Source organism: Paracidovorax avenae ATCC 19860 (assembly GCF_000176855.2).
Taxonomy (GTDB): Bacteria; Pseudomonadota; Gammaproteobacteria; order Burkholderiales; family Burkholderiaceae_C; genus Paracidovorax; species Paracidovorax avenae.
Genome location: NC_015138.1, coordinates 4,241,501 through 4,265,689, shown reverse-complemented (window position 1 = coordinate 4,265,689; position 24,189 = coordinate 4,241,501). Strand labels below are relative to the sequence as shown.

Annotated in this window: 15 protein-coding genes; 6 read left to right on the top strand and 9 right to left on the bottom strand. The window is 67.0% G+C overall.

All coding sequences use genetic code 11. From position 1 onward, the window contains the following. Positions 1-28 precede the first annotated feature (28 nt). The 5 genes from ACAV_RS18505 (at position 29) to ACAV_RS18485 (ending at position 7,358) form a co-directional block, all read left to right on the top strand. Positions 29-2,368: an FdhF/YdeP family oxidoreductase gene (locus tag ACAV_RS18505; protein ID WP_013596105.1), complete on the top strand. Its 2,340-nt coding sequence runs from the start codon at positions 29-31 to the stop codon at positions 2,366-2,368. Positions 2,369-2,375: 7 nt separating this feature from the next. Then, positions 2,376-3,590 carry a formate dehydrogenase accessory sulfurtransferase FdhD gene (gene fdhD, locus ACAV_RS18500; protein ID WP_013596104.1) on the top strand — a complete coding sequence of 405 codons (1,215 nt, stop codon included), beginning with the start codon at positions 2,376-2,378 and terminating at the stop codon, positions 3,588-3,590. A gap of 128 nt (positions 3,591-3,718) precedes the next feature. Further along, positions 3,719-4,111, top strand: coding sequence for a hypothetical protein (locus ACAV_RS18495; RefSeq protein ID WP_013596103.1), 393 nt, complete (start codon positions 3,719-3,721; stop codon positions 4,109-4,111). Positions 4,112-4,224: 113 nt separating this feature from the next. Beyond that, positions 4,225-6,756, top strand: a complete 2,532-nt coding sequence (locus tag ACAV_RS18490) for an ABC transporter permease (RefSeq protein ID WP_013596102.1) — start codon at positions 4,225-4,227, stop codon at positions 6,754-6,756. 107 nt (positions 6,757-6,863) lie between these two features. Further along, positions 6,864-7,358, top strand: a complete 495-nt coding sequence (locus tag ACAV_RS18485; RefSeq protein ID WP_013596101.1) for a group II truncated hemoglobin — start codon at positions 6,864-6,866, stop codon at positions 7,356-7,358. Positions 7,359-7,470: 112 nt separating this feature from the next. Here the strand turns inward: ACAV_RS18485 and ACAV_RS24745 are convergent, their stop codons facing one another. The 9 genes from ACAV_RS24745 to ACAV_RS18450 form a co-directional block, all read right to left on the bottom strand. After that, entirely contained in the window at positions 7,471-8,163 is a 693-nt protein-coding gene (locus tag ACAV_RS24745) for a hypothetical protein (RefSeq protein WP_157768792.1), read from the bottom strand. 29 nt (positions 8,164-8,192) lie between these two features. Continuing rightward, positions 8,193-9,156, bottom strand: a protein-coding gene (locus ACAV_RS18480) for an IS5 family transposase (protein WP_099046140.1) whose coding sequence is annotated in 2 segments (ribosomal slippage) — positions 8,193-8,642 and positions 8,644-9,156 — 963 coding nt in all. Because the reading frame shifts where the segments join, the coding sequence is not laid out codon by codon here. Positions 9,157-9,300: 144 nt separating this feature from the next. Next, positions 9,301-9,552 (bottom strand): Imm32 family immunity protein, encoded by a 252-nt coding sequence (locus ACAV_RS24740; RefSeq protein ID WP_157768791.1) that lies wholly within the window; start codon positions 9,550-9,552, stop codon positions 9,301-9,303. Positions 9,553-10,422: 870 nt separating this feature from the next. Next, positions 10,423-15,183 carry an RHS repeat-associated core domain-containing protein gene (locus ACAV_RS18475; RefSeq protein WP_013596100.1) on the bottom strand — a complete coding sequence of 1,587 codons (4,761 nt, stop codon included), beginning with the start codon at positions 15,181-15,183 and terminating at the stop codon, positions 10,423-10,425. Positions 15,184-15,233: 50 nt separating this feature from the next. Next, positions 15,234-16,433: a hypothetical protein gene (locus ACAV_RS18470; protein WP_013596099.1), complete on the bottom strand. Its 1,200-nt coding sequence runs from the start codon at positions 16,431-16,433 to the stop codon at positions 15,234-15,236. Positions 16,434-16,447: 14 nt separating this feature from the next. After that, positions 16,448-17,599, bottom strand: coding sequence for a DUF2169 family type VI secretion system accessory protein (locus ACAV_RS18465; RefSeq protein WP_013596098.1), 1,152 nt, complete (start codon positions 17,597-17,599; stop codon positions 16,448-16,450). Further along, the gene (locus ACAV_RS18460; RefSeq protein ID WP_049791136.1) at positions 17,596-18,945 is read right to left on the bottom strand and encodes a hypothetical protein; all 1,350 of its coding nucleotides are present in this window, start codon (positions 18,943-18,945) and stop codon (positions 17,596-17,598) included. Before ACAV_RS18460 ends, ACAV_RS18465 begins: the two co-directional genes overlap by 4 nt. A gap of 95 nt (positions 18,946-19,040) precedes the next feature. Continuing rightward, entirely contained in the window at positions 19,041-19,562 is a 522-nt protein-coding gene (locus tag ACAV_RS18455) for a hypothetical protein (protein ID WP_013596096.1), read from the bottom strand. Further along, positions 19,552-21,882 carry a type VI secretion system Vgr family protein gene (locus ACAV_RS18450; protein WP_013596095.1) on the bottom strand — a complete coding sequence of 777 codons (2,331 nt, stop codon included), beginning with the start codon at positions 21,880-21,882 and terminating at the stop codon, positions 19,552-19,554. Before ACAV_RS18450 ends, ACAV_RS18455 begins: the two co-directional genes overlap by 11 nt. Before the next feature lie 219 nt (positions 21,883-22,101). Between ACAV_RS18450 and ACAV_RS18445 the strand changes: the two genes are divergently transcribed. Further along, positions 22,102-24,168, top strand: coding sequence for a bifunctional 2',3'-cyclic-nucleotide 2'-phosphodiesterase/3'-nucleotidase (locus ACAV_RS18445; RefSeq protein ID WP_013596094.1), 2,067 nt, complete (start codon positions 22,102-22,104; stop codon positions 24,166-24,168). Positions 24,169-24,189: the final 21 nt, after the last annotated feature.

Sequence of the window (24,189 nt, the reverse complement as noted above, 5' to 3'; positions counted from 1 at the left end):
GCGATGATTCCGTTCCAAGGAGACCACGATGAGCGAACAGAAAATCGAGTTCTACAAGGGCCCGGCGGGAGGCTGGGGCGCGCTCAACAGCGTGAAGAACACCCTGCTGCGGCAGGACATCCCCCTCAAGGGCGCCAAGACGCTGCTCTCGGCCAACCAGCCCGACGGCTTCGACTGCCCCGGCTGCGCCTGGCCGGACCGCAACCATGCCTCCACTTTCGAGTTCTGCGAGAACGGCGCCAAGGCCGTGGCGGCCGAAGCCACGGCGCGCCGCGCAGGCCCGGAGCTGTTCGCGCGGCACACGGTGGCCGAACTGGCCGCGCAGAGCGACTTCTGGCTGGAAGACCAGGGCCGCCTCACGCACCCCATGGTGTACGACGCCGCGAGCGACCGCTACGTGCCGATCGCCTGGGACGACGCCTTCGCGCTCATCGCCCGGCACCTGAACGCGCTGCCCGACCCCGACCAGGCCATCTTCTACACCTCCGGCCGGGCCAGCAACGAGGCCGCCTTCCTCTACCAGCTCTTCGTGCGTGAATACGGCACGAACAATTTTCCCGACTGCTCCAACATGTGCCACGAGCCCAGCGGCAGCGCCATGCGCCCGCAGATCGGCGTGGGCAAGGGCACGGTCACGCTGCAGGACTTCGAGCAGGCCGACGCGATCTTCATCTTCGGCCAGAACCCCGGCACCAACCACCCGCGCATGCTGGGCGAGCTGCGCGAGGCCCACAAGCGCGGCGCGCAGATCGTGAGTTTCAACCCGCTGCGCGAGCGCGGCCTGGAGCGCTTCGCCGACCCGCAGAGCAAGATGGAGATGGCCACCCTGGGCTCCACGCCGATCAGCACGCATTACTTCCAGGTGCGCGTGGGGGGCGACCTGGCCGTGGTCAAGGGCATGATGAAGCACTTGGTGGAGGTCGAGGACCGCGAGGGCGGCGTGCTGGACCATGCCTTCATCCGGGAGCACACCACCGGCATCGAGGCGCTGCTGGCGGACCTGCGGGCCGAATCCTGGGCGCTCATCGAGCAGGAGTCGGGCCTGTTCGAGGCGCAGATCCGCGCCGCTGCCGAGGTCTATCGCCAGGCCCGCAGCGTCATCGCCTGCTGGGGCATGGGCATCACCCAGCACATGCATTCCGTGGCGACGATCCAGATGATCGTCAACTGGCTGCTGCTGCGCGGCAACATCGGCCGCCCCGGCGCAGGGCCGTGCCCCGTGCGGGGCCACAGCAACGTGCAGGGCGACCGCACCATGGGCATCTGGGAAAAGCCCCCGGCCGCGCTGCTGGACCGCCTGCAGGAAGTCTTCGGCTTCGAGCCGCCGCGCGAGCCCGGCGTGGACACGGTGGAGGCCATCCAGGCCATGCTGGACGGCAAGGCGCGCGTCTTCTTCGCGCTGGGCGGCAATTTCGCCGCGGCCACCCCGGATACCTACGAGACCTGGAAGGCACTGCAGCGCTGCGACCTCACGGTGCACGTGACCACCAAGCTCAACCGCAGCCACATCGTGCACGGGCGCGAGGCGCTGATCCTGCCCTGCCTGGGCCGCACCGAGATCGACATGCAGGCCGCCGGCCCGCAGGGCGTGACGGTGGAGGACTCCATGAGCATGGTGCACATCTCCGTGGGCATCAATCCGCCGGCCTCGGAGCACCTGCTGTCCGAGCCCGCCATCGTCGCGCGGCTGGCCGCGGCCACGCTGGGGGCGCGCAGCCGCGTTCCGTGGCTCTGGCTCATCGAGGACTACGCCCGCATCCGCGACAAGATCGAGCAGGTGTTCGCCGACTTCAAGGACTTCAACCAGCGCATCGCCGTGCCGGGGGGCTTTCGCCTGCGCAACACGGCCAGCGAGCGCATCTGGAACACCGAGGCGCACAAGGCCGTCTTCGTGGCCCACCCGGTGCCGCAGGACACTCCCGTGCACCAGGCCCGCGCCCGCACCCGCGACACCGTGGTGTTCACGCTGCTCACCACGCGCTCGCACGACCAGTACAACACCACCATCTACGGCCACGACGACCGCTACCGGGGCGTCTATGGCCAGCGCCGCGTGGTCTTCATCCACCCCGAGGACATCCGCGCGCTGGGCCTGAAGGACGGCGACTGGGTCGATATCCAGACCGTGTGGAGCGACGGGCAGGAGCGGCGCGCCGACCGCTTCAAGCTGGTGGGCTACGACATCCCGCGCGGCAACCTCGCCGCCTACTACCCAGAGACGAACCCGCTGGTGCCGCTGTCGTCCGTGGCGTTGAACGCGGGCACGCCGACCTCCAAGTCCATCCCCGTCGTGCTGGTGCCCAGCGCCGCGGTGGCCGGGGCCACGGCCGAGGGCCCGTCCGCCGAAGTGGCGCCTGCCGCCGTCTGAGCCCGCCTTGACCGTTCCGGACGACGATTTCACCGCCGCGCTGCTCGCGGCGCTCGCCGAACTCGATGCGCCGCAGGGTGTGTCCCTGCCGCGCCTTGCCAAGCGCCTGGGACAGCCCGGCAGCGCCGTGCTGCGCCGCCTGCACCTGCTCGGCGACGCCGTGCTGGGCGGCACGCCGGGGCCCGGATGGGTGCGCGTGGCCCAGGACGGCGACCGCTGGCTGGCCCACCTCACCGAGGCCGGGCGCGTGCGGGCGGCCAGCAGGGTGGCCCATGGGGTGGGCGATGCCTGTGCCATGTCGGCCGCTGCAAGTGGGCCGGACGCACCGGGCGACGATGAAGCGCCTGCCGCGCCCGTGCCGGAGCCCGTGGTGGCGCGCCCCGTGCAGCGCCATGCCGGGGTGTCCGGCGACACGCCGGCCGCTGCCGGGGCCCCGCCGGCGGATGCCCTGGCCTGGCAGGACGATGCCGTGGCGTCGGAAGTGCCCGTCGCCCTGGTCTTCAACGGCCTCTCGCATGCCGTCATGATGGCCACGCCCTCGGACCTGCAGGCCTTCGCCCTGGGTTTCGCGCTCAGCGAGGGGCTGATCGACACGCCCGCGGACTGCCGCGGCATCGAGGTGTTCGCGCGCAGCGGCCCGCAGGCCGGCGGCAGTGGTGTGGCCTGCGAGGTGCACCTGGAGATCGCCACGCGCTGCTTCGCGCGCCTCAAGGAACGGCGCCGGGCGCTGGCGGGCCGCACGGGTTGCGGCCTGTGCGGCATCGACAGCCTGCAGGCGCTGGACCTCGTGCCCGAACGCGTCCGCGCCCGCCCCTGGGCGGCGGCGCTGCCGGCCGGCGTGGTGCTGCGCGCGGTGGCCGCCATGCCGGCCCTGCAGGTGCTGAACGCCGCCGCGGGCGCCCTGCACGCGGCGGCCTGGGCCACGCCGGACGGCGAACTGACGGACCTGCTGGAAGACGTGGGGCGCCACAACGCGCTCGACAAGCTCATCGGCCGCCTCGCCCTGCAGGGGCGCTCCGGCGAGGACGGCTTCGTCGTGATGTCCAGCCGCGCCAGCTACGAACTGGTGCGCAAATGCGCCCGGCTCGACATCCCCTTGCTCGCCACCGTCTCCGCGCCCACCTCCCTGGCCGTGGATCTGGCGGCCCAGGCCGGCATCGCGCTCTGGGGCTTGTGCCGCCCACCCCGCGCGGTGCGCTACACCGCCAGCACCGACTCCTGAACGGCGCAGCACAGGCCGGTCGCACCGCTGGCGCGGTGCCCGGGCATGCGGATTGCCTGACCCGGAGACGGGCTGCGGCGCCGCGTTGGCGCCCCGGCCCGCCTTTCCCTTCAGGAGGCACATTCCTTATGGCATCCCCATCTTCCGGTTCCCCCACGCCGTCCCCTTCCAGCCCGCAGCCGCCGGGCGGCCAGCCCGGCCGCGATCCGCTGTCCTTCGGCATTTCCGTCGCGGGCGAGGAAGACCCGGGCGCGGCGTTCGACAACGAGACGCCGCAGGCCAGCGGCCCGGCCGGCGCGGCGCCGCAGCCGGGCGCATCCGACCAGCCCGCAGGGCAGGGCGGGCGCGATCCGCGCCCGGCCACGCCCCCGCTGGCGCCGGGCGACGAAGCCGCGCCCGGCACGCCCGGCACGGGCGAGAACCTCTGCCCCGCCTGCGGCGGCACGGGCCGGCGCGAAGGCGCGCCCTGCACCGAATGCGCCGGCACCGGCCGGGTGACCGTCGGCATCGGCGGCGCCTGACCGGCGCACCGGCTGCCGTGGCCCCTGGTGCCCGTACGGGCGCGCAGTGCACCGTGCGGCCGGGTGCCCCGGCGCAGCGGAGGGCTGCCGCGTTTGCGCTAAGGTAGCCGCCCATGACCTCCCTGCCGCCCTTCATCCAGCTGGGCTGGCGCATGCTCCGGCGCGACCTGCGCGCGGGCGGCCTGCGCCTGCTCACCGTCGCCGTGGCCCTGGCCGTCGCGGCCCTCACCTCCGTGGGGTTCTTCTCCGACCGCCTGCAGGGCGGGCTGGAGCGGGACGCGCTGCAACTGCTGGGCGGCGACGTGGTCATCGCCAGCGACCAGCCCACGCCCGAGGCCTTCATCGACAAGGCGCGCGCCCTGGGCCTGCGCGGCGTGACCACCATCGGTTTTCCCACCATGGGACGGGCGGACGATGCCCAGGGCGGCGCCAGCCGGCTCGTGGCCCTCAAGAGCGTGGAGCCCGGTTATCCGCTGCGCGGCAGCCTGCAGACCACCGATGCACCGGGTGCGCCTGCGGCGGCCACCCGTGACATCCCGGCGCGCGGCGAGGTCTGGGTCGATCCCGCGCTGCTGGAGTCCCTGGGCCTGAAGCTGGGCGATCCACTGCTGCTGGGCGATGCGCGCCTGCGTATCGCTCGCACCATCGCCATCGAGCCCGACCGCGGGGCCGGCTTCATGAGCTTCGCGCCGCGCGCCATGGTGAACGCTGCCGACCTGCCCGCCAGCGGCCTCGTGCAGCCGGCCAGCCGGCTCACTTACCGCTTCGCCGTGGCCGGCGACGCGCCGGCCGCCGTGCAGCAATACACCGCCTGGGCCGCCGAGGCCGTGCAGGCGCCCGGCGTCCATGGCGTGCGGGTGGAGTCGCTAGACAGCGGCCGCCCGGAAATGCGCCAGACGCTCGACCGCGCCCGCAAGTTCCTCAGCCTGGTGGCCCTGCTGGCCGCGCTGCTCTCCGCCGTGGCCGTCGCCCTGGCCGCACGCGGCTTCGCCAGCGACCATCTGGATGCCGCCGCGCTGCTGCGCGTGCTGGGGCAGAGCCAGCGCGGCATCGCGGGCGGCTACGTGGTGGAGTTCGCGCTGGTGGGCCTCTTCGCCAGCGCCGTGGGCGTGGCCCTGGGCTACGCGGTGCACCATGTGTTCGTGCTGCTGCTCGCCGGCCTCGTCGAGGCCACCTTGCCCGCCCCCAGCCCCTGGCCCGTGGCCTTCGGCTTCGGCATGGGGCTCACCCTGATGATGGCCTTCGGCCTGCCGCCCGTGCTGCAACTGGCCCGCGTGCCGCCGCTGCGCGTCATCCGGCGCGACCTGGGCGCCCTCAAGCCCGCATCGCTCGCCGTGCTCGGCGTGGGCGTGGCCGGCTTCGCGGCGCTGCTGCTGGCCGTGAGCAGCGACCGCAAGCTCGGCCTCATCGCCGTGGGCGGCTTCGCGGGCGCGGTGGTGCTGTTCGCGCTGCTCGGCTGGGTGGCCGTCAGGGTGCTGCGCGCCAGCGTCAACGAGGCCACGGCGCCGCGCTGGCTGGTGCTGGCCACGCGCCAGATCGCCGCCCGGCCCGTCTATGCCGTGGTGCAGGTCAGCAGCCTGGCCGTGGGCCTGCTCGCCCTGGTGCTGCTCGTGCTGCTGCGCACCGACCTCATCGACAGCTGGCAGCGCGCCACCCCGGCCGACGCGCCCGACCGCTTCGTCATCAACGTCATGCCCGACCAGGCCGACGCCTTCCAGGCCGCGCTGCGCGACGCGGGCGTGCGCCGCTACGACTGGTTCCCCATGATCCGCGGCCGCCTCGTCGCCATCAATGGCCGCGAAGTGGGCCCGCAGGACTACACCGACGACCGCGCCAGGCGCCTCGTGGACCGCGAATTCAACCTCTCCAACGCCGTGAAGGCGCCGGAGCACAACACTGTCGTGGCCGGCCGCTGGACGGAGGGCGCTGCCGGCGAGATCAGCGTGGAGGACGGCATCGCCGAAACCCTGGGCCTGAAGCTGGGCGACACCCTGCGCTTCGACATCGCCGGCGTGGCCAGCGAGGCGCGCATCACGAGCCTGCGCAAGGTGGACTGGAGCTCCCTGCGCGCCAACTTCTTCGTCATGTACACCACCGACCGCATGCCGCCCGAGCTGCCCGTCACCTACCTGGCGGCCTACCGCGCACCCGCCACGCCCGGCTTCGACAACCGCCTGGTGCAGGCCTTCCCCAACATCACCAACGTGGACATGGGCGCCACCCTGGCCCAGGTGCAGCGCGTGCTGGGGCAGGTCGTGCGGGCCGTCGAATTCCTGTTCGGCTTCACGCTCGCCGCCGGCCTGGTCGTGCTCTTCGCGGCCGTTACCGCCACGCGCGAAGAGCGCGCCCGCGAATTCGCCATCATGCGCGCCGTCGGCGCCCGCGCCAGCCTGCTGCGCCAGGTGCAGCGCGCCGAACTGGCGGGCATCGGCCTGCTCGCGGGCTTCCTGGCCAGTACCGTCGCCGTCGCCGTGGGCTGGGCCCTGGCGCGCTACGTGTTCGACTTCCAGTGGACCGCCTCCCCCTGGGTGCCCCTGGCCGGTGCCCTCGCGGGTGCGCTACTCGCCCTGGCTGCGGGGTGGTGGGGCCTGCGCGAAGTGCTGCGGCGGCCGGTGGTGGAGACACTGCGGCGGGCGGCGGAGTGATTGAATCAACAAGTGAGTGAGTCAGAAGAAGGAGGGCAGGACACGGATCGACCGGATGGGGGCCCGGGATCTGCGGAGGCTTCGGCGAGGCGTGCCATAGTCCGCGGATGACGACGATCGACCCTTCTTCTTCCCAAGACCCGGCCTCCGTTTCCACCCCCGCTCCTACTCCGGCCCCATCCCCGGCAGCCTCTGTCGAGGCAGTAGAGCAGCCATCTCCTGCCGCCACGCCCTTCGCATGGATCGGCGGCGAACCCGCCGTGCGCACCCTCGTGGACCGCTTCTACGACCTCATGGACCTGGAGCCGGAATACAAGGAACTGCGCGCCGCCCACGGCACCACCCTGGCCGATGCGCGCGACAAGCTGTTCTGGTTCCTCTGCGGCTGGCTCGGTGGGCCCGACCACTACATCGAACGCTTCGGCCACCCGCGCCTGCGCATGCGGCACATGCCGTTTTCCATCGGCATCAAGGAGCGCGACCAGTGGGTGGCGTGTATGGACCAGGCGATGGGGGAGACCGGCGTGCCCGAGGCGCTGCGGATGAGGCTGCGGGAGAGTTTCATGGGGACGGCGGATTGGATGAGGAATCGGGGTGGGTGAGTGCAAACCTGAACCAGTTTTTGAACTTTCGTTCTGCGCCCTTTAAATAAAGCCGAGGTCTACCTGGCGACGAATTTAATATGGAATGCTGTGCACCAAATCCAAGCGGAATTCAATAGGGTAGCAAGATGTCGTCTTCGCTCATTCGAGGAATCGCGCGGATGACAAGAGACCTGAGATCTTCATAGTCGTCAGGTTTTATGGATATTTTCCAGCTATAGAGGAAATTCAGACTTTCTTCAGCCGGTTTGAGCCGTAGGGCTATTGATGTTATGTATGGTATGTCATATTCGGAGTTCCATAGGTCTGCAAGTTGTTCATCCCATGCGTCTGTTGGCTCCGAGGTGCTTCCAATGATGGCGTCGGTAAGTGATATTTTCCTTTGGAAATCATATTCATTTTTTATTTTAATCTCTTCGAGGATGCTAGTGATTTCATCCCTCTGGATGAACGCTCCTGCTTCTAAGGATTTGACGTAAATTGATATATCTTCAACCAGTCCGAGATCTTGATTTTTGCTTCGATTGAACCCTATTTCTAGCCTTCTTGCATAGCGTTTTAACGTTGCTTGAGTGGATGGTTTCAGGTGTATAAGAAGTTCTGCATTGAATTGTTTTGGAAAATTTTTGCGTTTTCTTGATGCTGGTGTGAAGGAGGTATCTTGACTTCCCGGGGGCGTAGCTAGCAGGCTTCTCGAAAAATTGATTATCTTCTCTCTTTCTTGCGTTTCAATATTAGGAAGAATAGAGGTCGAAGCACAGTCCAGACTAAGGAGGGTGATAAGTTCAATGAGAAATTCAGGCACTTGCTAGTCTTGGCGAACTGCGGGCGCACTCATGCCAAGGCAGCCAACAATTTGCGCCGTACCAGCCAGAGATTGGCCAGCGCAAACAGCGTGTGCAATTGCGCGGTGTTCTTGGCCAGTCCTCTGTAGCGTACCTTGGCATGCCCGAACTGGCGCTTGAGCACTCGGAATGGGTGTTCGACCCGCGCCCGGATGCCGGCCTTCACGCGCTCGAGTTGCCGGGTCAAGGCCTCGATCGGCTTGGCCGGATCCAGCAGGCGGCGTTTGCCGGGCCGCATGGCGATGTGCCAGCTCACGTCGCGCCTGGCATCAGGGCGTTGGCCGGCGCCTTGGTAGCCAGCGTCGGCATAGGCATCGTGGTCGCTTGCACGCAGCAGACTGTTGGCCTCGATCACATCATTGACCGCGCCGCTGGTGCCGCGCACTGTATGCACCAGGCCCGAGTCGGCATCCACTCCGATGTGGCACTTCTTACCCGTTGTACCACTGCTGCCCCTTGCGGCTTTGCTTCATCTCCGGGTCGCGCTCGCCGCTACTGTTCTTGGTCGAGCTGGGTGCTGCGATCAAGGTGGCGTCCACCACCGTGCCGCTCTTGAGCATCACGCCCTTGGCGCTGAGCAGATCGTTGACGGTCTGCAGGATCTGCACAGCCAACTTGTGCTTCTCCAGCAGGTGTCGGAACCGCAGAATCGTGCTCTCGTCGGGCAGCCGCTCATCCCAGCCTCCGAGCCCTGCGAACTCACGAAACACCGGCATGTCGTGCAACGCTTCCTCCATGGCCGGGTCGCTTAGCGCGAACCACTGCTGCATGAAATGGATGCGCAGCATGGTCTCGCATGGGAATGGAGGACGTCCCCGCCTGCCTTCGGGTAGGTACGGCGACACCAGGGCCACCAGCTCGGCCCACGGTACGACCTTCTCCATCTCATCCAGGAACTCCCGGCGCCGCGTTCGCTTCGCCGTCATTCCCAAGCCCAGGCTGTGCTGCTTCATGTGCCGTATCGTCTCAGGGCTTCACGTCGATGCCAAGCACGTCGCGGGGCGGTTTATGCAGACCTTCCTTAGGAAGGGCGGCGTGGAAATGGCATGCTCTTTTATCAATGGTCATCTCTTTTCACTTTGATGGTATTTCAGAAATCATTGCCGTTTTATTTTTTTACTGTTGATCAGAACTATCTCGCAATGCTTCTTGTGAGAGAACTCTGTCAACCTGTCCTGCAAATGGATGTGGTCCGTTTCATTAAAATCCATTTCGTGAGCAGAGTTGATAAAAAATAGCCCTATTTTGCGCAATGTGGCTGGGTCAGCAGATATGGCGATCTCATGAGTCTTAAACGATCTTTCATCATCCTTAGATGTGGCGTACAACTGAAATTTGTTGATTTTCATTTGTCAAAATTTGGAGTGCAAATGCTTTAAGCTTCTCGGAAATTTCAATAGCTTCCTCCACGGAAATCTCTACAGGGTCACTATCTCTGGTGACTGCTTTTAGATGTATTGATAATGCTTGTTCAATCCAAATTTTATTTCTTCGTTGTTTGACTCGAAGAAGCTTTGCTCGTCAATTTTGTTTTGCACATACTTATCCTGTAGCGGGAGAACGGGTGGCGCTCTGTACGGGTGAATATTTTTCACCTTCCCTGGCCTTATCTGTGTATGCACTCAAGCTCAAGTAATCCCTTGATACGTAGGTTATGGTGAAGGGAGTGGAGTTTCGGCGATCTGCGATCTTCCGTTCAAGCGTGAGCGTTCCGAAAAATAAAGATAGAAATAAAATATCTTGCGAATTACGTAACATTTCTTGTTATTATTGTGTATTCTTCTTGTGAAATCGTCGGCCCCCATCCGACCCCTCTTGGCAAGAGATTTAAGATGACTGCGTCAATTGATTCGCAGTTTGCGAGATTGGTTATGTTTAATAATTGTAGGAGAAAGGACCGAGATTCGCTGTGATCGCTTGTGTACAGGGCGCAGAGCCCGATTTCTGTTGAGTAATCGGTCACTTGGCTTGCTAGGCCGTTTAGCTCTTGATCTATTTTCTTGAAACTCTCGGGAACAGGGTCGCCTCTGCCATTAATCGGCAGGGTTGCTCCAATATTTTCCCACTCTAGGAGGTTGTCCTTGACCAAGATTGATAGCTGATGAAGCACCAAGATCTCAATGTCTTTAGTGAGCCTCCCCTTTTCTTTGAAAAAATGGTGAACAATAACTCCCCCTAATGCTTGCATTGAACGGGTAGTTAGTGATTTTAAAAAGTCTTCACTCGATAACATATTTTACTCCGAATGCTTTTAATAGCTCACTGCAAACGTCGCATGGACACTTGGGTTTTCCATGCTTGCCGCTGACACTTCCCTTGCCTCTAACATCCACCACTGTTATTACTGCACCTTCAAGACTGCGCCCCTTATTTTTCGCTCTAGCTATTGCATTGACTTCGGCACACTCTCCACTATAAGAGTTTTGAGGTATATCTTTCAACTTGTTTGACACCTCATCGTTCATTTGGCCGCCCTGGTTTCGGCCGGCAGTTATGGTTCCGTCTTTGTGGCGAATAACTGCGACTGTATTGGGTCTTGATGATGCTGGAAGGTTTTGGGCCCTATTGGCAAGGCTTCCGGCAGTCGCTGCTAGGCCTAGCGGATCAATCCATGTGGATGCATTACTGGCGTAGATAAAGAGATTGTCACCACCTTTTAATCCTATAGGATCTTCGCTAACGAACCTGCCTGAAGCTGGATCGTAATATCTATACCGGTTGTAATGGAGCCCTGTTTCTTCGTCGAACTGCTGCCCTTGAAGTCGGAAAGGTTGATCAATAAACCCAGAAACGGCACCACGTGTGTTTTCTTTGCGAACCGTGTGCCAACTTGCTCCAATTTCATCCTCCCTGCGCCGTAGTCCAAGCAGGTTATCGGTACCCGTAGCCGACCTCGGGACGGCCCGCAACGCCGCCTCTCCCCATACCTTGTAATCGACCGCCCAGGCAATCTGCCCATAGACATCGGTCAACTCCAGCGGCGCCCCGATCTGGTCGCAGTGGTACCAGTAAGTATGTTGTTCCTCTGCCGTGCCCTGGATGGTGGCCAGCGGCACGAAGCTGTCTGGCTCATAGATGAACAGCGATCCGCGCCCGCCCCGCTGGCTGTGCACCATCAGGTCCCCATCCCAGAGATAGTGCGTGGAGCCGAACCTATCGCTCTTGGTAACGCGGCGGCCAAGGGCATCGTAGGCGTAGCGGGTGGCCTGCGTCACGCCGTGTCGGGTGGTGGTGGATTCGACCAGTTGGTGGTCGGCGTTCCAGCGCAGTTCGATGGTTTCGTGGTGGCCGGCCTTGCGATTGCCGCGCGTGCGCTTCGTCACGTTTCCGTGGAGGTCGTACTCGTAGTGCAGGTCCTGGTAGAAGCGCAAGCGGTTGTCGCCCACCACGACCAGTCCTTGCTGGGGTATGCCCTGGCCTGCCTGTTGGCGCTGCATCTGCGCTTCGTTGGCGTCCAGCAGGTTGCCTGCGGGATCGAAGGCGAACAGTTCCCTGGCGAGTGCGCTGCCTTGGGCAGGCAGCGCGGCGAGGATGCGCCCCGTGGGGTCGTAGCGGAAATCCTGTCGGCCGCGCAAGGTGTCGGCACGCGCGATGAGCTGGCCCGTGGCATCGTATGCGTAGGCGCGTTCCAGCACCGCGCTTGACGCATTGGATCCCGCTGGCGCCATATTCCCGCTGCCCCGCAGGCTGGCGCGGTGGCGCACGAGGCGGCCCGCCGGATCCCAGCCGTAGTGGCTGGTGGCGGCGCCCTGGCTTCGCTCGATCTCACGGTGCAGTGCGTCGCGCTCGATGTCGGTGATGACTTCGTGGGCGCTCTGGTCGTCCGTTGGCGCGATGTTGATCTGGTGCAGATGCCCGGAGCCGTAGAACAGCCAGTTCAGCGTGCGCCCGTCGGGAAGGCCCGTGCTGATGCGGTTGCCCAGCGGATCGTAGGCGTGGGTGAGCGTGCGGACCAGATCGTTGGAGACCGGATGGCCCGGGCGACTGCGCACGGTGCCGGTCCCTTGCCCGATCAATGTCTGTGTCTCCGACAGCAACTGCCCCACCGGGTCATAGGCAAAGGCGAGGTGCGCCGCGCCATTGCTCGCCTGGGTGAGGCGGCCCAGCGCGTCATAGCGATAGCTCGACTCCTCCACGGTGCCATGCCCGTGCGACCGCTTGGCCAGCAGCCGGCCGAGCGCGTCGCGTTCGAAACGCGTGGCCTTGCCCGGGCCGGCCTCGCAGCCTCCTGCTTCGATCACGTGGGTGAGCTCACCCGCGGGGTTGTAGACGTAGCGCTGCCAGCGGCCGTCGAAGCCGATCTCGTCGGTGAGTTGGTCGCGCAGGTCGTAGCGGAAGGTGGTCTGCGCGCGGTTCTCGTTGATGAGAGAGACGAGACGGCCGGCGGCGTCGTAGTGGTAGGCCAGGATGCGGCCGGCCGCGTCCTGGCGGGTGAGGGGGCGGCCTGCGCCATCGTAGGTGTAGCGGGTGGTCTGGCCGAGCGGGTCGGAATAGGCCAGCAACTGGCCTTCTCCGTTCCAGGCGTATTGGTGGACGGCGGATGCTCCGTTCGTGCCGGGCTCTTCCACGCGCACCAGCCTGCCTGTGCCGTCATAGGCGTAGCGCGTGGTGTGACCGAGCGCATCGGTGCGTTCCAGGATCTGCCCCATCGGGCCGTAGGCGAAGCGTGTGGTGCGGCCCGAGCAATCGGTGGTGGCGACAAGGTTGCCGGCCTCGTCCCACGACAGGCGCCGCGTGCCGCCGCGCGCGTCGGTGATCTCCACGGGCCGGCCCTGTGCGTCGTAGGCGTAGCCGGTGGCCTGTTCCAGGGGATCGATGGAGCGTACGAGATGGCCGCGAACGTCGTACTCGCGCCGCCATGCATGGCCCATGGCATCGCGCAGCACGGTGACGAGGTCCCGCCGGTCGTATTGCAACTGCGTGCTCTGCCCCAGCGCATCGGTGACCTGCACGATGTTGCCCCGTGCGTCGGTTCGCAGGCTGGTGCGCCGGCCCAGCGCGTCGATGCGTCCGCGCGGGGTGCCCGTGGCGTCGAAGGGGGTTTCCTCGCGCACGGCCTCGGGCGTGCCTTCTGCGGTGATGGTGGCCACGATGTTGAAGCGCGCGTCCCAGTGGTAGGCGGTGACGCGGCCCAGGCCGTCGATGTGGCGGGTGATGCGCTCGGCGGGGAAGTAGGCGAAGCGGTCGTCGTCCTGGCCGGGCACGGGCGTGTCGGCACACCAGGAGCGCAGCACGCGGCCCTCGGGGCTTTCGTGGTCGTATTGGGCGAAGTAGCGGTGGCCGCTGGCCTTGCGGTAACCCACCAGCACGCCCGAGCGCCAGGCATATTGGCGGTAGGGGGCGGCGCCGTGGTGGGTGGCGACGAGCTGGCCGTGGGCATCGTAGTCGTAGCGCGCAAGTTCGGTGGGTGCATGGCCAGGCACGAGGAGTTCGACACGTGCGATGCGTTCGCCCTGCAGGGCATCGTGCGTTGCGGGGGCCGGGGAGCGCTGCCATGCCAGGCGAAGGTGGCGGCCGGCCGTGTCGGTGAGGCCCGTGAGGCGCAGCGGGCGAAAGGCTGCGGCGAATGGATCGGGGCTGGGTCGTGCCGCCACTCCTTCACGCGCCCGGCGTTCTCGCTCCTGGCGGCCGCTCCAGGTCAACGGCTCTGTCGTGCCGCCCCCAGTGCCGGGTTCCATGGGCTCCCAGTGCATTGCGATGGCGTTGCCATCGCGGTCCTGCAGACGGGCGAGCGGCAGGCGCCACTGCTCGGGGGCCTCGCGGCGGAAGTGATGTTGCAGGCCGCTCTTGTGCTCGACGATCCACAGGTCGGCGCCAGGGCGGCGCACGGTGAATTTCTCGTAGGGGTCGAAGTAGTCGGTGCCCTCGGGCACCAGGGGCAGAGGGACATGGCGTCCGGCTTCGTCCAGCAGCACCATCCCCTCGGCCGAAAGGCGCAACTGCTGCGCCACCGGGTGGCTCCAGCCGCGTCCGAAGGGGCCGTCTTCGGCCAGGCCCGAGCGATAGCGCCTGCGCCAGGGCAGGGACAGCAATGGGCCGGGGCCGGGCAGCGTGAAATCTGTCTCGTCCATGAGCTTCTGCCCGCTGGAGATGAGCACCGGGCTGCCGATGGCGCACGATTCGCAGGGGCCCTTGCCGTGGGGCGGCTTGGTGTCGCTCTGCGCCGTCGTGGGCTTTTTGTCGTTATTCCCCTTGCTCTTCGTGTGCATCTTGAACTTCTTGCCGGCCAGGGCCAGAAGAAGCGCAAGACCGGCGCCGAGCAGCCACTTCGCCAGACGCTTGCGGGCAGCCTCGCGCTGCGCCTCCGTCATGGGGGAGCTCCAGGTTTCCATGATGGACTTCAGTTCTTCGGCGGCCGCGATGCCCGACTCCCCCAGGGTCATGATGCGATCAGCGACGACCGCGCCGCCCAGGACCTGCCCGACCACCGGCACGCCCTGCGCTGCGGTGGCCGCCATCGAGAGCGCCAATCCGCCGTAGGTGGCCGGGTCCTTGAGCATTTCCATGATCTGGTCGATCTGCTCCTGGGCCGCCCCCTCGAAGTGCTCGACCTTCATACCGCCCAGGACGTCGGCGCCGTTCCTGACCGTCTGCTGGATCTCGGGGGCAAGCTTGCTGAGGACAGAGTTCGTCAGCGTGGTCACGCCGTTCACGACCATCTCGCCTGCTTCGTGAACCACCGTCTTCACGTAGGTCACGTGTTCGTTGACCTTGTCGCGCACGTTGGTGAACAGGCCCACGATGACGCTGACCGGGTCATGCTTGCCCTGGTCCATGGCGCCGTAGCGGTTGGCCATCTGCGTGCCGTGCTCGCGGATGGTGCCCAGCGGCACATCGATGGCGCGGCTGTTGTTGGCATGCCATGCCACGCCGGGCGTGCCGCTGGTCTTGAGCTTGACGGGGGTGGCCGGCTCGAAGGTCCATCCGTTGGCGACCTGGGTGATCGCGCCGTTGCCCCCGCTGAAGATATGCGTTCCCATGCTCGGTCGGCTCCCTGCTCTTGTTCGTTCCGTATTCGTTCTTCTGTCCGTCAGTCGCCGCGCTGGAGGAAGCGCGACGAATACGTGCGTACTGGTTCCATGGCCGTGCTTTCGTCCGTTCGTGATCGGGTACCAGGTCGATCAGGCAGCGCCACCGTCCGCTCCAGCGCCACCGCTGCGGCGCCAGTGCCCTCGTCGAGTGCCCAGGACAGCACCGAATTCGGCGGGCGCTCGTCATGCCATGCACGCTCGGCGGCCAGGGCCCAATGCACGGGCCCGGTGGCGGCGCCCACCTGGCCGATCACGGCAGCGGGCTCCCAGTCGGTGGGTTCCAGGTCCGGGGCAGCGCGCACGCGGGCGGTCACCTGGGCGAGCGCCCGCCATGCGGAGCCATCGAAATCCGAGATGCCATAGCCCACGTCCTCGCCCTGCCAACCTGCCTGGGCCAGCGCGTTGCGCAGCACCTGTTCGAGCGCGCCGGTATCGGGAGGCTGTGGTGGCCTCCTGTGCGGGCCGCTGCTTTCCGCCAGGGCGGGGGCATGCAGCACGAGGCGGCGCTCGCTGCTGGCGTGGGTATCGGGCACGCTGGCCAGCCACAGGCAGGCCGCCGCCTCGCTCGCCACGCAGCCTTCCGGTGTGCGGTCCGTGAGCAGCGCGCCGTCCGCGTAGCCTCGGGCCAGCCGCGGCGCATCGAGCAGGCTGTCCACGGCCATGAGCAGTGCGGTGCCACCGGGTGCCGGGCTGCGCTGCAGCGCAGACAGGGCCGCGAAGCCCGCCGTGTGGCCGCCGCGCACGAAGCGGCAGGGCAGTGTCGTCCAGGGCGCTTCGGCCCCGGCTCCGGCCCAGCGTGCCAGCTCTGCAAGCCCCGATCGCCAGACCTCGGCGCAGCTAGCATCGTCCAGCCATGCGGGCAGGGCCAGGACCATCTGGCCGGGGATGGGAAGGCGGGCAATGCCTGCCGGGTTTGCAGCGCCCGTTGCGGTCTGGAGGCTGGCAGCGAGATCCGCCAGCGCGGCGCCCAGCAGGCGTGCCAGGCGCGGGATGCCGGTCGTGTCGCCGGTGATTTCCGGGCAGGGGGCCGTGGTGATGGGATGCGGGCCGACGGCGGGCCAGGCGGACTTGCGGAAGCGCTTCTGCAGGCCCACCCAGGAGGCGGCCGATTGCCATGCGCGCGTGCCGGCCGAAGTGACGGCGCCGCAGTGTTCGATGCGCCAGAGGCGGGTGGGCGAAGCGGGGGAAGGGGAGGCCATGGGAACTGCGTGCGTCAGGCGGGCTGCGCGGAAGGTCGTGCGGTGTGCGATGGCACGGTCGAAGGCGAGCGGGCATGGGCAGCGATGTGCACGAGGCCGATGTCTTCCCGGGCCGGGAGGGCGATGGCAGTGCGCCAGAGCAGGCCGGCGAGGCGGTCGCCGGTGTCCGCCATCAGCGTGTCCCAGCGCATCTCCTGCGGAGGCAGCAGCGTGCCGCCGGTGGTTTCCGCCTGGGCGGTGAGGGCGATCTCCGGCCAGGTGAAAAACAGCGGCCCTGCTGCGTCCATGCCGTGCAGCCCCAGGCGATGGCCGGGGCGCGGGGACTCGCGCAGTTGCAGCGCTTCGGGCGCGGCGTTGTAGTGCCGGGGGGCGAAGTCCTCCGGCAATTCGGGAGCGCGTGTGGCGCGCCAATGTTCGTCGAAGGTGCCCTGCAGGTCGCGGCGCGGCACGTGGTGGGGCGGGACCGAACCCAATGCGGCGGGCTCGGGACGGTCGTTCCAGTCGCGCAGTAGCCGGTCGGCCGATTCCACCCAGGGCAGGGGCCGGCCCCGGGCATCGGCGGCCGTGCGGTGGTACCCCATGCCTTCCGGGTTGGTTTCGATGGCATGGTGCTCGCCCGTGGCCGGGTCGGTGTACTGGCCGCCAAAGGCGAAGGGGCGCAGCAGCGGGATGCGCGATGCCGTGTGCGTGCAGTCTGCGCGCAGGCGGCCCAGGCCACCGAAGTCGGCCGTCCATGTCCGGGGCGCGAAGGCGCGCAGGGCCAGCAGGCGGCGTGCCGTGGGGCCGGCCAGGACATCGACAGCGGCATCCATGGCGCGCGCGGGTTGGCCGCCGGGCGCCACAGCCCAGGCATGGAGCAGCAGGTCGAAGCAGGGCTTCGGCGGCACGTGCTCGGTTTCGATGCGGCTCCAGCATTCATTCGCCCGGTCCGCGATGGCGGCGGCCTGTGCGTCTTCGAGCGGCAGGCTGCCCAGCGTTTGCTGCAGGCCGCTGCGGTACAGGGGCGCTTGCCGCTCCGCAGGGGCGAGGCGCGCAGGTGCGCCTTCCGTATGGGACAGCAGCCAGCTGCCTTTCACGACGACCACCAGGACGGGGCCCATGTGTGCATCCCGGTGCACGAACGTCTGGGCCCGGAACGGCGTGTGGTTGAGGATCTCGCAGCTCATGGGTTGTCGCTGCCGTCTTCGAGCGAGGCGATCAGTTGCACGGCCTCGACGGCGGCCATCTGGCGCGTGGCCAGGTCTTCCGGCTGCAGGGGGAAGCATCGGGTGCCGTAGCGTGCATGCTCGGTGTACAGCCAGCGCCGCAGGGTATGGCCCACGTCGAAGGCCTGCTCCAGGCAGGCGCGCGGCGACCAGGGGCGGGCACCGCGCAGGCGCACCGGCTCCAGCGCCCAGAGCCGCTCCTTCATGGCGGGATCGGCCCAGGAGGTGACGTCTTCGGGCGCGAGACCGGTGCAGCCGTTGGCGGCGAACACGCCGCAGGCCAGTGCGCGCAGCGCGCCCTGTCGCGCCTGCGGGCTGGCCCCTTGCGTGTTAGCCAGTTCCGGTGGCACCTGCCCGAACACCAGCTGCAGCACGTCGCGTTCTGCCGGGCTCACGGGCCGGTCCTGCCGTTCGATGAAATCCAGCACGGGCAGCAGGCCGCGTGCCTTGCCGGTGAGCGCCACCACGCGCAGCGCGGTGTCGTTGGGCACGCGCAGCCCGCCCACCACCGCGTCCAGCGCGGCGTCGGGCTCGCGGGCCGCCCAGAGGGCCATGGCCGCATCGGCGGCCAGTGCCCAGCCGACCGGATGGGACTGCTCGTTCGGGCCGTCGGGCGCGGTGATGCGGGTGATGTAGCTGCGCACCTCCGCTGCCAGCCGCTGCCCGCCGGTGATGGCCAGTGCCCGCAGCGCCGTGATCTGGCGCGACAGGTCCTGGCCCTGCAGCACTTCGGCCCAGCGTTCTTCCGCGCGGGGCGGCAGCGCGTCCATGCCGGCGCATGCCAGCAGGCAGGCATCCTGGTCGGCGCCGTTGCGGGCTGCGGCATAGACGGCATCGGCCTGGACCGGAAGGGCCAGCCGGCCGGCCAGTTGCACGCCGCAGTCCCGCAGCACGGGGTTGGCGGCACTGAGCAGCCGAGCGCAGGTGTCGGGCTTGCCATGGAACCACAAGGCATCGCCCACGGCGTCGGGGTGCTCGGCCAGCAGTGCTTCGATGAGTGCGAGGCGCGCGCCCGCGTCCGGCTCATGGTGTTCGGACAGCATGGTTCGCACAAAGGCCGCGCCGGTCTGGTCTTCTGCCGGTGCTGCTGCGGCGGCTTCAGCAGCGGCGTCCAGGCAGGCGGGCCCATAGTAGCGGCAGACCGCGAGCAGGGCGTCCAGCCGCTGGTCCACGGCCTTGAGGGCGCGGACCGTGTGCCCACCGCGCAACAGACCCGCGCGGCGGCCGTAGGCGCGGATGGCGATGCCCATCTGCCGCGGCAGCATGCCGGGCAGCGGGGGCGGGGCGATCGATGGAACAGAGGACATCGTCTGAAAGTGCAATGACGCGCCCTGGTAGGCACGGCCTCGGGTCTATGGCGGAAAAGGGCAACCGCCTGGCCTGACGGCGGGCGGCATGCCGGTCAGTTGAGCTCGATGGAACCGCCTTCGATGCGGTGCGTCTCGATCGCGGCCGACGTGATCTGGTGGGCGCGCGTTTCCACGGAGCCGTCCTTCTCGAACTGCATCCGGGTGTCGCCGCAGCGCAGTACCACGCGGCCCACGGCAGCCAGGTCGATCTGCGCCACTTCCAGCGCGAGGCTGCCGGTGTCGCGGTCGAACTGCCACGGCGGGCAGGCCGGCGCTCCCGGGGCCGGCCAGGCGGCCACGATCAGGGCCGGTAGCGCCGCCCCGTTGCCATTGGTGCCTTCCTGGCCTTCTGCAGGGAGCGCGGCCAGCACGGACTGCCCCGTGATCACGCCCGGCACCTGTGACGCCAGTGCGGCGCGCCATTCGCGGCCGTGGCAGAGAATGACGGCTTCGCCATGCTCCACGCGCAGCACCTGGGCGGGCAAGAGTCCGAAGGCCGCGCCGGCATGCGGCTGGGCCGAAGCGGTGCCGGCGGCTTCGCCGGATGCGCGCAGCACGCGGAGGTCAGTTTTCATGGATACCTCCGGAGTTGGTGGTCACGTCGCTGGCGCCGATCAGCTTGATGCTCTCGCCGTTGGCGGTGATGGTGCCGTCGGCCTGCAGGATCAGCGTGCTGCCGCCCACCTTGAGGGTGATGGATTCGGCATCCATCGTGATGCTCGATCCGCCTCCTCCACCGCCACCGCCTTGCGGTGACGAGGCCACGATGTTCTTGGGCCCGCCCGCACCAGACGGACCTCCGCCGCCACCGCCCCCACCACCGCCCACGGTGAGCGTGTACTTGGTACCCACGTCCGTGCTCTGGTTGGAGCCGACCTTCACGCTGCGGTCACTGCCGACCATCGTGGTCTGCGTGCTCCCGACCACCGTGGCCATGACGGCGCCCACGTTGAGGTTGTACGCCACGCCGACGTTCTCCATCCGCCCCACCCCCACGTTCTGCATGTAAGCAATGCCGATGGTCTCCGTCTTCATCTTGCCGACCTTGATCGACCAGTTGTTGCCGATCTTGTCCTTCTCGTTGCGGCCGATGGTCTTCGTGCGGTTCTTGCCGATGGAGACCGTCTCGTCGATGCCGACGTCCTCGCGGCGGTTGTCGCCGATGCTGATCGTCTCGTCGTGGTCCACCCGCTCGGTGCGGTTGTTGTGCACCGTGATCTTTTCGTCGCGGTCCACGGTCTCTGTCCGGTCGCGATGCACGATGGTGGTCTCGTCCCTGTCGATCGTCTTGCGCCGGTCCTGACCCACCCACTTATCCTCATCGTTCTCGACTTCGGTGAGCTGGTCCTTCTGCGCATGCAGCCACAGCTGCTCCGCGCCCTTCCTGTCCTCGAAGCGGATTGCGTTCGCATCGCCCGCGCCGTTCTTCATCCCGTCGCCGAAGGCCCCGCCCTTGCTCGACTTCGTCTTGATGCCCGATTGCGTGGCATTGCCCGGCAGGCCCCAGGGCGGCATGTTGGCCGCGTTGTAGACGCAGCCCAGGATGATCGGGTAGTCCGGGTCGCCGTTGAGGAAGTCCACGATGACTTCCATGCCGATGCGCGGCGTGAACACGGCGCCGAAGCCGGGGCCGGCCCAGCTGGTGGAGACGCGCACCCAGCAGCTCGAGTTCTCGTTCATCGAGCCGATGCGGTCCCAGTGGAACTGCACTTTCACGCGGCCGTACTGGTCGGTCCAGATTTCCTCGCCGGGCGGGCCCACGACCACGGCGGTCTGGGGGCCGGTGGTGCGCGGGCGCGGGGTGGTCACCTCGGGGCGGTAGGGCACGGAGGTGGGGTGCACCTCCATGCTGAATTTCTGCACGGAGCCGGCCTGCGTCTGCCCGGCGCCGCCCGTACCCTGGGTGGCCTGCACGTTCTCTTCCAGGTGGTAGTGCACGCGGGTGACGAGGTACTGCCGGTTCTGGTCGCCGCGCGGGTAGTTCTCCAGCACGATGGTGTAGCCCGGGGCGATGCTGCGCTTGTTCAATTCGGCGTGGGCGCGCTCGCGGGCCGCCATGCCTTCTTCCATGTGCAGCCGGGTATAGATCTCTCCGTCGGAGAACTCGGTGTAGCCGCCCGGCCACTCGTAGCGCTCGTAGGCATCGTGCGCATGGCCCGGGGGCGACTGGCGCATCTCGGAAAGATCGGCGCGCGGCTTGGTGAAGTCGTAGTCGTCCAGGTAGGCGCGACCGGGCGCGACGCCCTGGCCCATGCGCCAGGCGAAGATGTGCTCGCGGTCGGCGATCGCCGTCTTGCCCGGCGGGTAAAAGGGAATCACGTGCCCGCCTGGCAGCGGCGCGTGCGACGCCACCACGTCGTCGGCGAAGACCACCGTATGGCTGCCGCTGGCATGTTCCACGAACCAGTAGATGCCCTCCGATTCGCACAGCCGGGAGATAAACTGGTAGTCGCTCTCGTGGTACTGCACCGTATAGGGCCGGCTGCGGTAGCCGCGCGTGAGGCGCAGCACGAAGGGCCGGCCGTAGCGCGAGAGCACCTGCGAGACGATGGCCGGCACGTCCATTTCCTGGAAGATGCGGAAATCGGTGCGGCGCGTGGCGAGCCACAGCCACGGCTGCAGGGTGAGCCGGTAGGCGATCTGCGCGGAGGTGTCCTGCCCACGCATGCCGAAGCGGGTGACGATGCCGTCCAGGTAGCGGCGGCCCAGGCCTTCGGTTTCGATGGAGACGGTGGTGCCCAGGCCGAGCAGGGCCTTCGGGTCGATGCCCTTGTCCTTCGAGAGCAGGTCGATCTCGAAGCCATACAGCGCCGACAGCGCTTCCTCTCCTTGCAGCTGGCGGAACTGCAGGGCCTCTCCCAAGGGTGTCTGAATGGTCACGCGGCGTTGCGTCATGCGATCAACTGTTTCCAGCCGTTATTTTTGTGGCGCGAATTATGGTGCGGTTCGCCTCGCGAACGCGTGCCACCGTCGAGCCAATTGCATCCAAATGTTCGACGTAGTGATGTGGAAGGCTGCAGTTGCCGGCGGTTCATGCCGCATCGGCATGGAGTCATGGCGATGTCACACGGCCGGCCAACACTGGCGGCTTTCTTTCGTTACCCATCCCACTCCATGTCTCCACATTCCCCTTCCGCTGCCCTGCGACTGCCCCGGTTCCCGCTGGTGGCCCTGTGCGCGATCCCCTCGCTGTTCCTGGCCGCCTGCGGTGGCGGCGGCGATGGCGGCAGCTTCACCAGCAGCAAGCAGGCCACCGCCACGCTGGCCGTGCTGGAAACCACCGACCTGCACTTCAACGTGCGCAGCTATGACTACTTCAAGCTCGCCGAAGACAAGTCGTACGGCTTCGAGCGCACGGCCACCCTGGTGCGCCAGGCCCGCAAGGAGTTCGCGAACACGCTGCTGGTGGACAACGGCGACACCATCCAGGGCACGGCCCTGGCCGACTACGAAGCCGTGGTGAAGACCATTCCGTGCAACCAGCAGCTGTCGATGTACAAGGCGATGGGCGCCCTGGGCTTCGACGTGGGCACGCTGGGCAACCACGAGTTCAACTACGGCCTGCCGTTCCTGAACCAGGTGCTGGGCGGCGGCATGCAGGTCGATGGCGTCGATTCGAGCGTGAAGTGCGCCGGCGCGGGCTACCCCACGGTGCTGGCCAACGTGTACAGCAGCAAGACCCGCCAGCCGCTGATCCAGCCCTACACGCTGATCGAGAAGACGGTGGTGGCCACCGATACCGACGGCAAGGAAGTGAAGCTGCCGATCAAGGTCGGCGTGATCGGCTTCACCACCCCCGGCATCATGAACTGGGACAAGCGCTACCTGGACGGCAAGGTCTATACGGAAGGTGCCGTCGAGGCCGCCACCAAATACGTGCCGGAACTGCGCGCCAAGGGCGCCGACGTGGTCGTGGCGCTGCTGCACGGCGGCCTGGACGCCAGTGCGTACACCTCCACCATGGAGAACCCGGGCCTGTACCTGTCCAAGGTGTCGGGCATCGACGCGATGGTGATGGGCCACCAGCACAGCGTGTTCCCCGACACGGCAGCCACGCCGGCCTTCACCCAGGCGGGCGTGGACAACAAGGCCGGCACCATCAATGGCGTGCCCGCGGTGATGGCCAGTTCCTGGGGCAAGGCCCTGGGCGTGGTCCGCCTCGCGCTGAAGTGGGACGGCAAGGCCTGGACCGTGGACAGGAGCGCGTCGAAGAGCGAGCTGCGCAACATCCAGACGGGCAAGGACGCCGCGGGCAAGGCCGTGTTCGTGGATGCCGACAGCAGCATCGCGCCGCTGGTCGAAACGCAGCACCAGGCCACCATCGGCTATGTGAAGACGCCCATCGGCAGCACGGACTTCCGCATGAGCACGCTGTTCGCCGACGTGGGCGATCCGGGCGCGATCCAGATCGTGAACCAGGCGCAGCAGGCCTACGTGTCGGCCTACATCCAGGCCAACCTGCCGCAGTACAAGAGCCTGCCGGTGCTGTCGGTGAGCGCGCCCTTCAAGTCCGGCTTCCAGGGCGGCGCCGACTACACCGACGTGGCCGTGGGCCCGCTCGCGATCTTCAACGCGGCCGACCTGTACCTCTACCCGAACACCGTTTATGCGGTGAAGGTGAACGGCGCGGACATCAAGAACTGGCTGGAGGCCGCGGCCAAGCGCTTCAACCAGATCGACCCGGCGAAGACATCCGAGCAGGCGCTGATCAGCACCTTCCCGGGCTACAACTTCGACATGTTCACCACGGCCGACGTGCAGTACGAGATCGACGTCACCCAGGCCGCCGGCAGCCGCATCAGGAACCTGACCTACAAGGGCCAGGCGATCGACCCGGCGCAGGAGTTCGTGATCGCCACGAACAACTACCGCGCGACCAGCGGCAAGAGCTTCATCGACAAGCTGGACGGCTCCGGCACGATCTGGGCGTCTCCCGACGCGAACCGCGACGTGGTGATCGACTACATCCGCAAGAACCCGTCGGTGACGCGCACGGCCAACGGCAGCGCCAAGAGCTGGCGCTTCACGAAGGTGAAGACCGCCGGCCCGGTGGTGTTCAGCTCCGGCGCCAATGCCCTGTCCGTGGCGCAGGCCGCCGGCCTCGCCAACATCTCCGTGCTGGCGGCCGACGACGGCTCGGGCAAGGGCACGTCGAAGTACGCGCTCGACCTGTCGAAGTAGACAACGGGGGCGGCAGGTGTC